9 protein-coding genes are annotated in these 14645 nt (G+C 44.8%); 6 read left to right on the top strand and 3 right to left on the bottom strand.

The annotated features are described in order from the left end of the window. Positions 1-43: 43 nt before the first annotated feature. The 5 genes from abc-f to BN3656_RS02525 all read left to right on the top strand — a co-directional run bounded on the left by abc-f (position 44) and on the right by BN3656_RS02525 (position 3051). Positions 44-1510, top strand: coding sequence for a ribosomal protection-like ABC-F family protein (gene abc-f, locus BN3656_RS02540; RefSeq protein ID WP_066544035.1), 1467 nt, complete (start codon positions 44-46; stop codon positions 1508-1510). A gap of 89 nt (positions 1511-1599) precedes the next feature. Next, complete coding sequence (locus BN3656_RS02535; RefSeq protein WP_066543776.1) at positions 1600-1890, top strand: hypothetical protein; 291 nt, start codon at positions 1600-1602, stop codon at positions 1888-1890. A 211-nt stretch (positions 1891-2101) separates the two neighbouring features. Continuing rightward, positions 2102-2311, top strand: coding sequence for a hypothetical protein (locus BN3656_RS16780; protein WP_242962922.1), 210 nt, complete (start codon positions 2102-2104; stop codon positions 2309-2311). After that, complete coding sequence (locus BN3656_RS02530; RefSeq protein ID WP_066543775.1) at positions 2308-2838, top strand: hypothetical protein; 531 nt, start codon at positions 2308-2310, stop codon at positions 2836-2838. Before BN3656_RS16780 ends, BN3656_RS02530 begins: the two co-directional genes overlap by 4 nt. A 63-nt stretch (positions 2839-2901) precedes the next feature. Further along, complete coding sequence (locus BN3656_RS02525; RefSeq protein ID WP_066543774.1) at positions 2902-3051, top strand: AE-binding protein; 150 nt, start codon at positions 2902-2904, stop codon at positions 3049-3051. 187 nt (positions 3052-3238) lie between these two features. Here the strand turns inward: BN3656_RS02525 and BN3656_RS02520 are convergent, their stop codons facing one another. After that, positions 3239-11218 (bottom strand): doubled motif LPXTG anchor domain-containing protein, encoded by a 7980-nt coding sequence (locus tag BN3656_RS02520; RefSeq protein WP_066543773.1) that lies wholly within the window; start codon positions 11216-11218, stop codon positions 3239-3241. 405 nt (positions 11219-11623) lie between these two features. Between BN3656_RS02520 and BN3656_RS02515 the strand changes: the two genes are divergently transcribed. Continuing rightward, positions 11624-12808: an ATP-binding protein gene (locus BN3656_RS02515; protein ID WP_066543772.1), complete on the top strand. Its 1185-nt coding sequence runs from the start codon at positions 11624-11626 to the stop codon at positions 12806-12808. On the opposite strand, the gene BN3656_RS02510 is transcribed toward BN3656_RS02515, so the two are convergent. After that, positions 12799-13977 (bottom strand): BTAD domain-containing putative transcriptional regulator, encoded by a 1179-nt coding sequence (locus tag BN3656_RS02510; protein WP_066543771.1) that lies wholly within the window; start codon positions 13975-13977, stop codon positions 12799-12801. The two genes, BN3656_RS02515 and BN3656_RS02510, sit on opposite strands and share 10 nt — an antisense overlap. A gap of 38 nt (positions 13978-14015) precedes the next feature. Beyond that, positions 14016-14519 carry a transcription elongation factor GreA gene (gene greA / locus BN3656_RS02505; protein ID WP_066543769.1) on the bottom strand — a complete coding sequence of 168 codons (504 nt, stop codon included), beginning with the start codon at positions 14517-14519 and terminating at the stop codon, positions 14016-14018. Positions 14520-14645: the final 126 nt, after the last annotated feature.

Here is a 14645-nt window from a genome sequence, read left to right as displayed (position 1 = left end):
CTGCTTTCCTGCGGCTCTCATTTTTTTACCGGAGGTGCACATTATGTCAATGATAAAAGCGGAACATCTTACCTTTTCCTACCCATCCAGCTCCGACCCCATTTTTGAAGATGTGAATTTTCAGATCGATACCGACTGGAAGCTGGGCTTTGTAGGCAGAAACGGCAGGGGGAAAACCACATTTTTAAATCTGCTCATGGGAAAATATGAATACCGGGGAACCATCCATTCTTCTGTCTCCTTTGACTATTTCCCCTATGAGGTTTCAGATCCCTCTAAAATGACACTGGAAATCATGTATGAAATCTGTCCCGATGCTCAGGACTGGGAATTTATGAAGGAACTCTCCTGTCTGCAGACGGACTGCGAACTGCTCTGGAGGCCATTTTCCACTCTGTCCAAAGGCGAACAGACAAAAGCGCTCCTCGCTGCACTTTTCTTAAATCAGGGCCATTTTCTTCTGATCGACGAGCCTACCAACCACCTGGATGCAGCTGCCAGAGAAACCGTCGCAGCTTACCTCAAGAAGAAAAAGGGCTTTATCCTGGTTTCCCATGACCGCTTCTTTTTGGACAGCTGCGTGGATCACATTCTTTCGTTAAACCGGGCTGATATCGAGGTACAGAGCGGCAATTTTTCCTCCTGGATGACTAATTTTACATACAGGCAAGCCTGTGAGCTGGCCCAGAATGAACAGCTCAAAAAGGAAATCGGCCGTCTAAAGCAGGCATCTGCCCGTACTGCCGGCTGGTCCGACCGAATCGAAGCCTCCAAAATCGGAAGCGGCTGCGCAGACCGGGGATTTGTAGGCCACAAATCTGCGAAAATGATGCAGCGCGCCAAATCCATTCAGTCCAGGCAGCAAAAAGCCATTGAGAAAAAATCCGGTCTTCTGAAAAACACTGAAACAGCAGAAGCCCTTAAGCTTCTGCCCCTGCGTTACCGAAGCCAGACCCTGATTTCCTGCCGTGACCTCTCCATCCGATACGGGGACCGTGCCGTCTGCGGGCCGTTTTCCTTTACTCTGGAACAGGGAGAGCGCCTTGCCTTAAACGGAAAAAACGGAAGCGGCAAGAGCAGTCTCTTAAAGCTGATCCTTGGAGAAGATATAAAGAAAACCGGAACCATTTCTATAGGCTCCGGCCTTATTATCTCCTATGTTTCCCAGGACACCTCCCATTTAAGCGGAACTCTGTCCGACTATACCGTTCAGTGCGGGATTGATGAAAGTCTCTTTAAATCGATTCTCCGAAAGCTGGACTTTGAACGGATCCAGTTTACAAAGGATATGGCGCAATTTTCGGGCGGACAGAAAAAGAAGGTACTGATCGCAAAAAGCCTCTGTGAACAGGCCCATCTGTATCTGTGGGATGAACCCTTAAACTTTATTGATATCTATTCCAGAATGCAGATCGAACAGCTGATTTTGGATTTTTGCCCTACTATGATCTTTGTAGAGCACGACCGGGCCTTTCGTGAAACAATCGCCACCAAAACCCTGGAACTGTAGCTGTTTTGGGCCAGGCTGTCACAAATTTTCTCCTTGTCCATATATTATAGTATCCCGATCCATCTTCGGGAAGAAGGGAGATAATCACTATGAATGAAACAACTTCTCTGACCTGCCAGACCCAATGCCCTACTGCCTGCCCCTGCCCCATCCTTTTAAGCATCGCATCCTCCATTGCCCATGAGGAAGACGCTCTGGCCTGCATTTTAAATGCAGAATGTGCAAAAATCAACCGGGTAATTGCCGCTTCCAGCGACTACGAAGTACTCATTGCCATCGACACTTCTGTTCAGGCTACCCTTGAACGGGTAATCGAGCTGGAAGGCGTATTAAAAGCAAAGCTGGATTCCATCCTTCCGTTTTTAAATGAGTGTATCTGATAATTGACTGTACTGCCTATGAGCCTATCGTAAACACCCAAAGAGCGGCGTGACACTCCCATAGGGGACTAAAATCAGCTTTATAATCCTGCCTCAGGCTTCAAAAAAGAATGCCTGAGGCTTTTTATTCAATTTATTTTAATTGGCAAATATTCTATAGTCTCTCAAAGAATATTATGTTACAATAAAGGTAATTACGGGAGGTGACAGCATGAATACTGACACGACTATAGCAAAAAATATCCGTGTAACTGATGAAAAGGCAAGTTATGATGCAGCCTGTAAGCGCCTTTTGTCAGAAAAAATTATTCTGGCATGGATTATGAAGAACTGCGTAGAAGAATACAGAACTTGTGATGTCAATGAGATAGCAGAAAACTATATCGAAGGACAGCCGCAAGTGGGTGAAGCAGCCGTATGATTTCTGCACAGTACGGAACAGAGTTTACAGAAGTACATTATGAAAAAATTAAAAAAGTATACAGCATTTGGATCTGTATGAATCCTCCAAAGAATCGTGAAAACAGTATTACCAGTTATCTGATTTCAGAAAAAAATCTGATAGGGGATGTAAAAGAAACGAAGTCTAATTATGACTTAATGACAGCAGTTATGATTTGTCTTGGAAAAAACGAATCCACAGATACAAATGTATTAAAGCTGTTAAATGTTCTTCTTTCGACAGAAACCGACTCAGAGGACAAGTGCCAGATATTGGAAGACGACTTCAAAATTAAAATGACACAGACATTAGAAAGTGAGGTGTCGCTTATGTGTAATTTAAGCAAAGGTGTAGAGGAACAGGGCATCCAGAAAGGGCTGGAACAGGGCATCCAGGCAATGATAGCTACTTTAAAAAAACTTCAAATACCTACAGAAACTATCTTAATGGAAATATGTGAAAAATTTAGTTTGACGAGAGAAGACGCAGAAAAGTATTTAAAATAACAGGCATATTTTCCCTTTATAAATCCCATTCTACCGTATCATACTATCTCCGGAGGTGATTCAATGCATAAAAACAGTCAAAATCCATATGGAGACGGAGATACCCCGGAAGTAGATTATGAGCCATACCGCAATGGAAGCGAGGTCATCACTCCCGTAGACCCGCTGCCCGAATCCACCAGAGAGCGACGCGACGGCCCCGGAGGGGAATAACGAATAACATGTGCTCAGGCTCCTGCCACAGTCTCCAGAAAGAATGACTGGGGCAGGAACACTGAATACCGGAACATCAATTACGCTTTCATGTCTTCAAAATAACGTTCTTTACAGACTACAAAAGCCCCGGCCTTTTTAGAGCCGGGGCTTTGTGGTTTAATGCTTTACAGCTGATTTCTCAACATCAGTTTTCTTCGTCCTTGCGTCTTTTACTTAAACCAGTAATTGCAAGAAGGATTCCTGAGAACGCCATCAGTAATGTAGATTTCATTGTGGTCTGGCCTGTCTTTGGCAGAGGAGCCATTGGAACCATACCATCATTGATGGAGATTACATCACCTGTGCCTGTTCCCGGTACGGAAGCTAATGGAACCTCTGGGTTATCAATCGTAACTGTCACGCCAGGGCCTCCGGTAGAATCACCGCCGCTGCCGCTTGGGCCGCCGCCGTTTCCACCGCCTCCGCCGCCACCGCTGCTTCCGCCGCCATTGTAATCAAAGTACGCGGTAAACGTGGTGTCCGCATCAAAGCTTGCTGCAGAGATTTCATCTGTGTTTGCAAAATTAGTTGTTCCGTCAGACCAGCGTTCAAAGCTGTATCTGCCGTTTGCGGATACGGTTACATCTGCAAATGGATTTACAGATTTGGTTTCAAGAACCTGGTATCCGTTTTCGCCTTCTGTCACCGTTACGATCGTACGAACTTCCACTACAGCTCCGTTTACAGTTCCATAGCTTGGATTCTCAGATATATAACGGAATGTGATCTGGCGGTAATCTGGGATATTATCCGGATGGTTTGGATCTGGATTTTCAGGATCTGTCTCACCGATCTTATCTTCTGCGAAGTAGGCGGTGAAGGTGGTATCCTGTAAGTATGTCTGAGATTTCATAATCTGCATATCCGCAGTGTAATCTCTTCCCTCAGTATCTACCCAGTAATCAAAGGCAAATCCTCCAAGGGCCTGTGCGGTTGCACCCTCTGGGCTGATCGGATACTTATCAATGTAATTTCCGGCTTCATCCGTAAAGGTATGAACTTCTTCTTCTACACTAACAGTTCCCATTGTTTCATCCGCACTTACATAGCGGAAAATGGTCTGATACTTGTCCGGATGTCCGTCTGGGTTAGTTGGGTCTGTTGGATCTGTTCCACCCTTCTCATCCAAAGTATAGTAAATATCTACACGGTTCTGGGTTTCATCGTTAGTAACCAGTTTATCCGCTCCATCCACCTTTACCAGCACATATGTATGATCCTTGTATGTCTCATGTTGTAAAACATCCACATTTGACATTTCCAGAATTCCTGTTCCATATGGTGCTGTACCCTTTGTAGATTCAACTGCAGTTTCATTTAAACCTTCATAGTGTTTCACTACTTCATAGTTATAATTCTTCTGCTGATAAATGATTTCTACACGGTTTGCATTCGGGTCATTGGTAATCAGGCGATCGGCTCCCTCTACCTTCACTAACTCGTAAAGATTTTCCTTGTAAAGCTCTTCCTGCAGTACTGTCACACCAGATGCTTCCAGGATGTTCTGGCCGTATAATGCGGTTCCGCTCTTAAATACCGCGTCTACCTCATTTCCGTTTGCATCCAGGTATCTCTTTACTACGTCGTATACATATGCGTTCTGCTGGTAGATAATCTCTACATGGTTTGCATTCGGGTCATTGGTAATCAGACGATCGGCTCCCTCTACCTTCACTAACTCGTAAAGATTTTCCTTGTAAAGCTCTTCCTGCAGTACTGTCACACCAGATGCTTCCAGGATGTTCTGGCCGTATAATGCGGTTCCGCTCTTAAATACTGCGTCTACCTCATTTCCGTTTGCATCCAGGTATCTCTTTACTACGTCGTATACATATCCATTCTTTCCGAAGCTAACTTCATATGCGGTATTTTCTGTAATCTGTGTCTCTATGGTTGGTTTTTCTGCCGGTTCTCCATTTGCCTTCCACTGCTCTGTAGATGGATCATATCCCTCAATTGGAGCTGCGTCAGCAATCTGGTCTTTACTTAGAGTTCCATATGCACCTTCAGTTCCAGGTTCAGCGTATTCCAACTCTTTTTCATTTGAAGACGTATGCTTATAAATTGTTACATAAACAGGTTCTGTAATGCTTACAGTTCCATTTACTGCTTCATAGCGAACGATTACCTGATACTTATCCGGAATTTCATCTGGGCCAATTACATCAACATCATAATATACTGTGATCGTTTCACCATTCTGAATTGTTTTTCCACCGTTAAGCAGTGTATTTTCAGAACGCTCCAGATCCATACTATTTCCGTCATAGGTATAACCATCTTTTGACCTTAATGTAATATCCTTAACGTCTAGTGTAGTATCTGCGCTATTTATCCATACCTCTTCTGTAACCGTTTCAATTTCACCAATCAATTCATTTGTGTCTCTGCAAATATGCTCTACTGTATAGCTGAGCTTTTTTGTTACAGATTGATCTTCTGTATAGGTATAAGTAAATGTACGCTCCTCTGCACTGGTTGTTTTTGTAATAACAGCATCAAACGGAGTCCTATCCCAATCTCCAGCTTTATAACCTTTATTGGCCTTGTCTCCTACACCTGGAACAATATCCCCGGTAACTGTATAGCTGCCATTATCATCCCACGTTCCACCTGTCATTAAAGTAACAACCTGAACCTTTTGGGTGTTAGTTTCATCATTCCAGCTTCCGTTTACTACCTTAAAGTATACTTCTGTCTGATACTTATCCGGTACATGATCCCCATTTTCATCTTTGGAATATACTACCTGAATCTTTCCATCGTTTTCAATGGTTCCGCTGCCTGTCAATCCAGTAACAATACTCGGATCAGCTGGGTCAGTTATCACTGCAAAAGCATGACTGTTGCTGTCATAGATATATTCGGCATCCTCGGCCTGAACCGTAATGTCTTTCACCTGAAGAACCTGAGGATCATTTACCCATACATCCTGTGTAACAGTCTCTGTCCTAAATACTTCAGCAGTATCATCATAAATATGCTCTACCGTATAGCTTAACTGATTAACTGCCGCATCATCTTTTACAAAGTTAACTGTTACAGTAATGTTTGTAACATTGCTCAGTTCCTCTCCAATGTTCTTTGCCATGATGCTTGTGACTGCAGATCCATCTTTTGGCTCATACTCCACAAACTTTCCGCCTTCTTCCGGATTCCAGCTGACGGTCATACCGCCAAACTTATATCCGTTTTCAGCAGTTATAATGGCTGCACCATCAAACATTACAGACTTTCCATCTTCAGATACAGTTGGAAGTGATGTTACCTGGAGATCAGGCATCTGGTTTTCTGCTACAACTGTTTCAGTACCAGTTCCATGCTCACCTGCCGCATATGTAATGCTGTATGGTGTTTCATTTTTATCCGGAATCGTATTTCCATTATCATCCAGAGTATAAACAGCTGTAATTGAAATATCGCCTTCTACGATTCCCTGTGTCTCTCCATCCGTTCTTAACCAAGTATAATTGTGACCCTCGTACTCTATGCTTGAATCAATAAAATCGTTCACATCATAGGAATCGCCAATAGTCACTGTCTCGTTATGTGCGTCCTTTAAGGTCTTTGGCTCTGCACTGTCATCTACATACTCAATCGTCAATGCAGCCTCATTACGTTCCCAGTTCGCCTTAAATGTAAGATTTCCATAACTGCCTGGCAAAATAACGGTGTTTAATGGATCATGCTCACCATTGATTGCTTCTCCTACCACAAGCTCCCAACCAGTAAACTTATATCCATCCCTTACCGGATTATTAAGCTTTAATCCACTTTCTGGAATCTCAATAGGCTTATAAGTTAAAGGATTCGTTGTTTCTGTTCCGCCATCGAGCTCATATGTAATCTTATACTCTGCGGGAACCAGATTAAATACTACAATGTTCTCTCCAGCAGTAAGCTCTACATTCTGGAATATCTGATCGTTCTCAATCTTATATCCCAGCGGAAGAATCCGCTTAATATTGGCATTTACCTTAATCGTATGCGCTTCACTTGTAAAAGGTCCGTCTTCTGCAATAACTTTATCTTTATACTTATAGTGAACTTTATAGTTGAGTTCTCCTTCTTTTGTATAAGTAAATACAATTACATTTTCAGAAGAATCTGCTTTCAGTGTATGTGTTTTACTGATAGCATCCGGCACATATCCGGCATATGTTCCTGTAGGCGTGATCGCTTCTGCAATTACAGTTACTCCTACCTTTCCGCTTCTTGGTGCCTCTTCCTCAATCACGGTTCCATCTGATGTCTGATGTTTGACGGTGTAGGTAGTTGTCGTGGACTGCTGCCATTTTGCGTAAATAGTACGATTCTCTGTAATCTGAGCTGCATAGTCAAATGCACTCTGGCATTCCTGATCGGTATACCATCCCTTGAAGATATAACCTGGTTTTTCAGGAATAAATGCTTTAACCTTGCCATTACGTACAACATTCTGAGTCCCATATACCGTATTTACATCTTCAGAGTCAACAAACTTTACTTCATAGGAAACTGGATTCCATTTTGCATAGAGAACCAGTCCCTTCGGCATTGTGTAATCGCCGTCATAGGCTTCTGTGAACTCCGGATCAAGATACCAACCTTCAAAGGTTCCGTCACCATATGGATTATATTCCGGTTCTTCTAAATACTGGGTGATGTCGTTCTTGTATGGAACGGTATGCGTATTTGTTTGATCTCCGTTAACCAGTTCCAGCTGATAATCAGCCTTAGTATAGTAGAATTCATTGTCTCCTTTTGCCCAATGTCCTCTGTCAGATCCATTTTTATCACCATCTTCCCACGGAGAAACATTACTGCCGAATCTCTCATAACCGTCAATTACGAAAAATTCTTCCTCATAGGTAGGATAAGCTCCACTTGACAGCTTTAAAACAACCGTGGTCATTTCTGAAAATGTCTTGCCTTTATATTTGACAGTTCCGCCGAGATCTTCCAGGTAATACTTTAATACCATTTTGGTATATCCACCTATATTACCTGTAGAAATTGGCATATTCTGTCCTGGCATTGTCGACTGATAACCAGTATAATGACCATTCAGCCACTCCCAGTTAGAACCCTCCCACTCTGTTCCAGGACCAACCAAAGCATTCCACTGATCTCCAATAAACTGCTCATACTTGGCTGTAATTGTGAGATCGCCGTGTCCGCCATTCCACTCATAGCAGTTATTTGTGTGGGTATGTTCTACCTTACCACAAACAGGTTCTGCGCTGAAGCATTGTCTGGTATGAGAGTGCCACTTATTTGTACAGGTTAATTTATAGCATCCTTCATCCCAGTTAAAAAATCCCTGTGATGGTTCCTCATGTGTATGTTCACGCAATTCACATACCAGTTCTTTTCTTCCAGTAGCCGTTCCTAAAAACGTAATTGTATACTGCTTTCTGGTATACTTTACAACAATCACCGTACTTCCGTCTGCGGCAACAACCTCACTGGTAGACTCTTTAAAGCTAAAATGTTCTGTATCAAATCCCTGTGGTTTTTTGGTTTCACCATCTGCCTGTACTGTTGTACCTGAAATGGCCCGTAAATCAACCGTTCCTGCATATGAATAATTATCATCATCTGCATTTTCTGTCAGATATACAGCCTTATAACCGACCAATGTACCTTTCCATTTGGCATATACGGTCTGGTCTTCTGTCAGGCGAAGAGTCGAATCTGCCTTTTCCTTCAGGTCTGCATCCAGATACCAGCCGTCAAAGGTATATCCCTCTCTCTTTGGCACATCATTTCCATCAGCCAGAGTTATCTCTGCCTCATACTTTGCTGTTACAGATGGAACATAAGAGCCTCCTGTCGTATCGTATAACAGGGTATATTCGTTTCTATCATACTTAACCTCAACTACAACACCTTCTGCAACCTTCTGCTGGCTGATCTCCTGAGGAGTAAATCCATCGATTGAAAGAGGCTGTGCACCGGTTAAGCCATTCACCTTACCGGTTAATGTCTGGGTTTCTTTAAGATCATATTTCTCGGGATCATTCAAATTCTGTACCATATGTCTTACTGTATACTCAACATCTCCTGCCTCATACAGTACATCTACAATGATCTTTCCTGCCTCTGTAATATCATTTACATTTTTAAGAATATTATCCTCAATCACAAAATCAGAATCAGGAGCAACCCATGGTGTATAGCCATCAATTACAGGCAGTTCATATTCAACCGGGAATTTATTTTCCTCATCTGCTGTTACTTCAAATGCATGAGACTGCATCAGAGGTGTACCGCTGGCTTTATCCAGGAAATTCACCTTAACGATCAGTTTATTTTCATCGGGCACGATATCAATATCATCCAGATCGCCTACGTATACTGCAGAAAATGTATCTATATTCTGTGATTCAGAATCTCCCTCCATGCGCTCTACTATATGATATCCTTCCGATACCTGATAGTATACTTCAAGTGCGCATTCGTAGCACCCTTCTGTCTCCTGAAAATCATCCGCAGTGAGAACCGGCATAGCTGCTTCCTGAAGCTCCATGCCTTCTTTTTCATACTCATACGCTTCAAGATTTAAAAGACCATCTGTAAAATCATCTTCTCTGAATGTGAGAAGCTTTGTTTTTCCATATGTACGTTCGCCGTCTTCAAGAATATGAAAAACCTCAACTCTATATGTACCCTTGGTAAACATATCCGGAGTGAGCTTCAGCGCTTTTACTGTTGTCGTATACGCCTTCGCCGTACTGCACCATCCCATACCAACCAGGTCGGTATCTGTGGCTGCGGGCTTGTTTCCCTCTTCCGGTTCAGCTGGAGTTGCAGGCTGAACGGGTGCCTGAGTCTCAGTCTCGGCAGGCGCTGTGGTCTCTGTTTCAGCAGGTGCTGTGGTCTCAGCTTCTGTGGTTTCCTCTGTCTCCTGCGTTTCAGGAGCCGTTGTGGTTTCCTCAGACTCTGTGGTCTCTTCACTGCTTTCTGCCTCTGTGGAGGTTTCCTCTGTTGCTTCTGTACTTTCCTCCGGCGCTGCGGTTGTTTCTTTGGAAGTGGTTTCCTCAGCGGCCGTTGTCTCTTTTTCAGGAGCAGCTGTGGTTTCCTTCTCAGTTTCTTCAGCCTCGGTTTCCTTTTCCTCGGTCTCAGCCTCAGTTTCCTTTTCAGCTTCTGTTTCGGAAACTTCCTCTTTTTCGGTCAGAGCTGTCTCTTCCTTCACAGCTACTACCGGTACCTGATGACGGGAAATAGAGGAAAGTGTTACTTCGGAATCATCCTGAGACTTTTCCTCATCAGCTTCTATCTCTGGTGCCTCGGTTTCCTCAGGAGCCTCTGTCTCCTCTTTCTCTGCCTCTGTAGCTTCTGTTTCAGCCTCAGTGGTCTCTTCTTTTGTTTCTTCGGAGGTTTCTGTTTCCTGAGCCTCTGTACTCTCCGGCGCCTCGGTTGTTTCTTCTGTCTCAGAAGATTCTTCCGTTGCATCGGGAGCTTCCGTTTCCTCAGGAGCTGTAGTCTCGGCTGGGATCAGCGTTTCGGCTGGGGTCTCCTCAGGCTGACTTTCCGGAGCACTTGTTTCAGGCACAGCCGGTAATGTTTCTTCCGACTTTGAAATGATATTGCTCTCTTCTTCACCAAATTTGTCTTCATAGCTCTTGACTGTGATCCGCTTGGTGCTCTTGACCTTTTCTTCCCCATCTACCGTGCGGATGATCTTTGTGGAACAGCTAATGGTGTCTTCTCCGTTATTTATGTATAAGAAGATGACTTCCTCATCGCCTGTGACCATATACATATCATCGGCATCCTCAGGAAGACGAACGAACACTCTTACTTCTGCGTCCATATCTCCGCCTTCCACCGGGGGAAATACTTCGTAGACCTTGCCCTCGCCAAAGAACAGGGCATCGAACTTTTCAATGGCTCCATTGGTAAAGTTCAGATCATCCGCTGTCACCGGGCTTTGGGTTTCTACTGCATCATTGATGGCTTCCACCAGATCTGCTCCGTAGATCTCGAAGTCGACTCTGTTTCCTTCTGCCGCATAGGCCACGTTCAGATCTGTACCCACACTGGTAAAGATCATCGCGAACGCCAGCATCAGCGCCAGGAAACGCTTTTGGGTGTTATAACGCTTCTGCAGAAACACCCTTGGTCTTTTCTGTCCTTCCATACTTTTTCTCCTCTCTCTTAAGATTTTTACGGCCTCCCCGGTCCGTATAAGCAAATCATACCATACAGGAGTTACAATCTGGTTACAAATTAAGGTTTCATTAAAAAAAGATTAATTTATTTCCATTTTCCTTCTAAAATTTGCTTAACCCTATCATAACAGATACCGCGTTATACCAGGCGTTATATTTCTATTTTTTACCATTGAATTTTTTCTCATTATATTTTCTCTATCTTATCTTATATTCAACGCTGCAGATAGGAATAACCCATTCGTTTCATTCCCTCCCTGGCGGAATTTTTGTGAGTTTTTTTCTCATTTATTGCATTTGTTTTTCTGCTGTGTTAATATAAAATCAGCTGTATTTTATGAGTTTTTTTCTCATGTTTTTGGAGGGTTACTGCTATGCTGAATCAGTTTATTTTTCAAAATTACCGTATTTTTCAAAATGAAACGCTTCTTGATTTTTTCCCTGCCCCCATCAATGAACACAAACGCTCTCTTCTGACCGCTCCGGGGGATCAGGAAACCTTCCTTCCCGTGATCGCCCTGTACGGGCCCAATGGCTGTGGGAAGTCCTCTGTCCTGGACGCGCTGTGGGGCCTGTGCCGCTTTATGGATAAGGACTTCTCTCTCATTCTCTCCGGCTCCCGCAGCAGCTGCCGTCTGGATCCGGAAGCGGCCAAAAAGCCGGTTTCCTTTGACCTGCTTTTCAGAAACGGAAGTTTCCTGTTTCGCTACCAGCTTCAGATTTTAAAAGGCGCGATCAAAGAGGAGCATCTGTTTTACGGAAAACCGGGTACGGAGGATGCCGGAGTCCTTTTTAGCCGTACCGGAAACGATATCCATCTGGGAGCCGCGGCCGAAGGACTTGTCCTTACGGGAATCCCCTCTTCTGCTCCTCTTCTTCCGCTTTTATCCGGACGTTCCGGTTCTCCCTGCATCCAGGCGGCCGAAGGCTGGTTCTCTCAGGCAGACTTTTTCCGTTCAGACAGGATCCGGATGCTTCCTCAGCTGCCGGAAACAGACGAAAAAAAAGAACGGCTGTGCCGTCTTCTGCAAACAATGGATCTTGATATACTGGACTACTCCTATCGTAAGGAACCGGGCTTTTCTCAGGCTTCCCTCTTTCTCACCCACGGCCGTCCCGGACATCCCGCTTTTGCAGTATCTTACGAAGAGGAATCGGAAGGGACCAGAAAGCTTCTCTGTCTCCTTCCCCTGGTTCTGAAAAGCCTGGACTGCGGAGGACTTTTGCTGGCGGACGATCTGGATCAGGCGCTTCATCCCCATCTGCTGCGTTATCTTATTTCTCTGTATAAAAATCGCGAGAAAAATCCTCATAATGCGCAGCTTGTTTTCACGGCTCACAATACGGCGATCCTCACTCCCGGGGTCATGCGCAGGGATGAGATCTGTCTTTGCTGCCGTCCGGAAGGAAAAGACGCGGTCCTCTACCCTCTTTCTTCTTATAAAAAAGAAAACGGCCTCATCCCGAGAAATGACGAGGCCTATGGAAAACAGTATCTGGAAGGCCGCTACGGCGCAGCTCCCAGACTCACCGGGGCAGACGCCGAACTTCAGGCCTGACTTAAAATTTCATATTTCAGGCGGATTCTGCGCCATCCTTCCCAGGGGCGCAGATTCTGCTCGATCCGCTCAAAAATATTCTGACATTCTTCCTGATCGGCCCCGTTTAGCAGGATCAGGTACTGGCTGGGGCTGTAGCAGGTAAACAGATCGCCCTTTCGCAGAGAGATGCCTACGGCCTTTTTCAGCTGGTCGGACGCTTCTTTCTGGAGATCATTTCCATCATCCAATACCTTTCCCCGCTTATCCACAAAAAATATGCAGACAAGCACCTTTTCAAACGGAACCCGCTCAAAAAACCGGGTTAAGAGCCGGTAGCAGTCAATAAAGGAGGGATAGGAGCAGTAGTAAGGGCCGTTGACCGCATCCCGTTCCTTTAAGCTTTCCCGCACATCCTTCAGCATATCCGCCGTGTAACGGATCTGGCTGCTCATAATGCGGAAGCGTTCCAGCATCTTTTCTGAAGGGGGCAGTCCCTGTTCTTCAAAATACTGCCGCACCACCCATTTATACACCTGCATCGCCTCCCTGAAACGCTTCATGGCGATCAGGCAGTCCATTTTCATGATCTGACATTCTTCATAGGGATAAAGCTCACAGGCATCATTGACAAGATTCAAAAGGGACTGGTATTCTCTGCTCTCCTGCATCTGGCGGCTGAGGCTGCGCAGACAGCGGAAATAAAGTTCCTGACACCGGACGCTGACAATTGTGACCCACTTTTCTCCGGCCAGCTGTGACAGAAATTCTCCCTGATAAAGCGCACAGGCACGGTACAGCTCTTCTTCATTTTCCTCTTCCAGCGCTTTCTCGGCTGTCGCCTGAAAATCCCTGGCGTCTACATAGACCTTCACGCGTTTGCTGCTCCAGCGGTAAATTCCTCCCTCTGTCTGAATGTGCTCTCCGGGCGGAAGACATTCCCCCATAATGCGGCGGAGGCGGAATACCACCGCTCTGAGACTCCCTGCCGGATTGGCATACTCTCCGCTCCCGTACATCATATCAAGAAGCTCCTCCCGGCTGATGCCGCTGTCGTGATAATACAGCAGAATCAAAAACAGCTGCAGAACGCGCCCTGAAAGAGCAGTTCCTACCGGAAGCGGCTTTCCCTGATACTCTGCGGAAATTTTTCCCATCATATGTATCTTTAACTGTGCTTCTTCACTCATTTCTCATTTTCCCCTCTGTAAATCCGGCCGTCTTTCGTTTAAAAGCTTCGGAGCGTATCCTCCTCATCCTCTGCCGACTTATCGATCGCCCGTATCTCAGCTTCATATCCAAAATCCGCATTTACCTTTATATAAACCCGCTCCCCCACTCTGTGGCCGCGGATGGCCTTTCCCAGCGGAGAATCAATGCTGATCAGTCCCTTTAGGGAATTTCCCCGAACCGTTGTAACCAGCTTGTAGGTTTCTGTTTCATCATCCTCCGGGATGTACAGCTCCACCCGGTCTCCCAGTCCTACCTCGTCCTCCTTTGATTCATCGGAAATGATCCTGGCCGTCTTTATCATCTTTTCCAGATAACGGATACGGCTTTCATTGCGGTTCTTATCCTGCTTTGCTGCTTTGTATTCAAAATTTTCACTCAGATCCCCGTGTGCTCTCGCTTCCTTTACCGCCTCTAAGGCCTCCTTGCGGACAACCAGCTTACGGTACTCGATTTCCTCCTGCATCTTTTCTATATCGCTTTTTGTAAGATTATCAAACATGGTATTTACTCCTTTTATATGTCCTTTGGCTGACATATCTATTCTACCACAAAATTGCTTAAGATTCTCTTCATTTTCCCTTTAATAATTTTATGATTTATTTAGCCTCTGATCAAACTTTGTCCA

Origin of the sequence: Clostridium sp. AT4 (assembly GCF_001517625.2) — a bacterium.
Lineage (GTDB): Bacteria > Bacillota > Clostridia > Lachnospirales > Lachnospiraceae > Enterocloster.
This window is presented reverse-complemented; position numbering and strand designations above follow the sequence as displayed.

Bases quoted from the DNA above. Each gene is read 5' to 3' on its own strand.
- abc-f (WP_066544035.1), top strand. From the start codon at position 44: ATGTCAATGATAAAAGCGGAACATCTTACCTTTTCCTACCCATCCAGC.
- BN3656_RS02535 (WP_066543776.1), top strand. From the start codon at position 1,600: ATGAATGAAACAACTTCTCTGACCTGCCAGACCCAATGCCCTACTGCC.
- BN3656_RS16780 (WP_242962922.1), top strand. From the start codon at position 2,102: ATGAATACTGACACGACTATAGCAAAAAATATCCGTGTAACTGATGAA.
- BN3656_RS02530 (WP_066543775.1), top strand. From the start codon at position 2,308: ATGATTTCTGCACAGTACGGAACAGAGTTTACAGAAGTACATTATGAA.
- BN3656_RS02525 (WP_066543774.1), top strand. From the start codon at position 2,902: ATGCATAAAAACAGTCAAAATCCATATGGAGACGGAGATACCCCGGAA.
- BN3656_RS02520 (WP_066543773.1), bottom strand. From the start codon at position 11,218: ATGGAAGGACAGAAAAGACCAAGGGTGTTTCTGCAGAAGCGTTATAAC.
- BN3656_RS02515 (WP_066543772.1), top strand. From the start codon at position 11,624: ATGCTGAATCAGTTTATTTTTCAAAATTACCGTATTTTTCAAAATGAA.
- BN3656_RS02510 (WP_066543771.1), bottom strand. From the start codon at position 13,977: ATGAGTGAAGAAGCACAGTTAAAGATACATATGATGGGAAAAATTTCC.
- greA (WP_066543769.1), bottom strand. From the start codon at position 14,519: ATGTTTGATAATCTTACAAAAAGCGATATAGAAAAGATGCAGGAGGAA.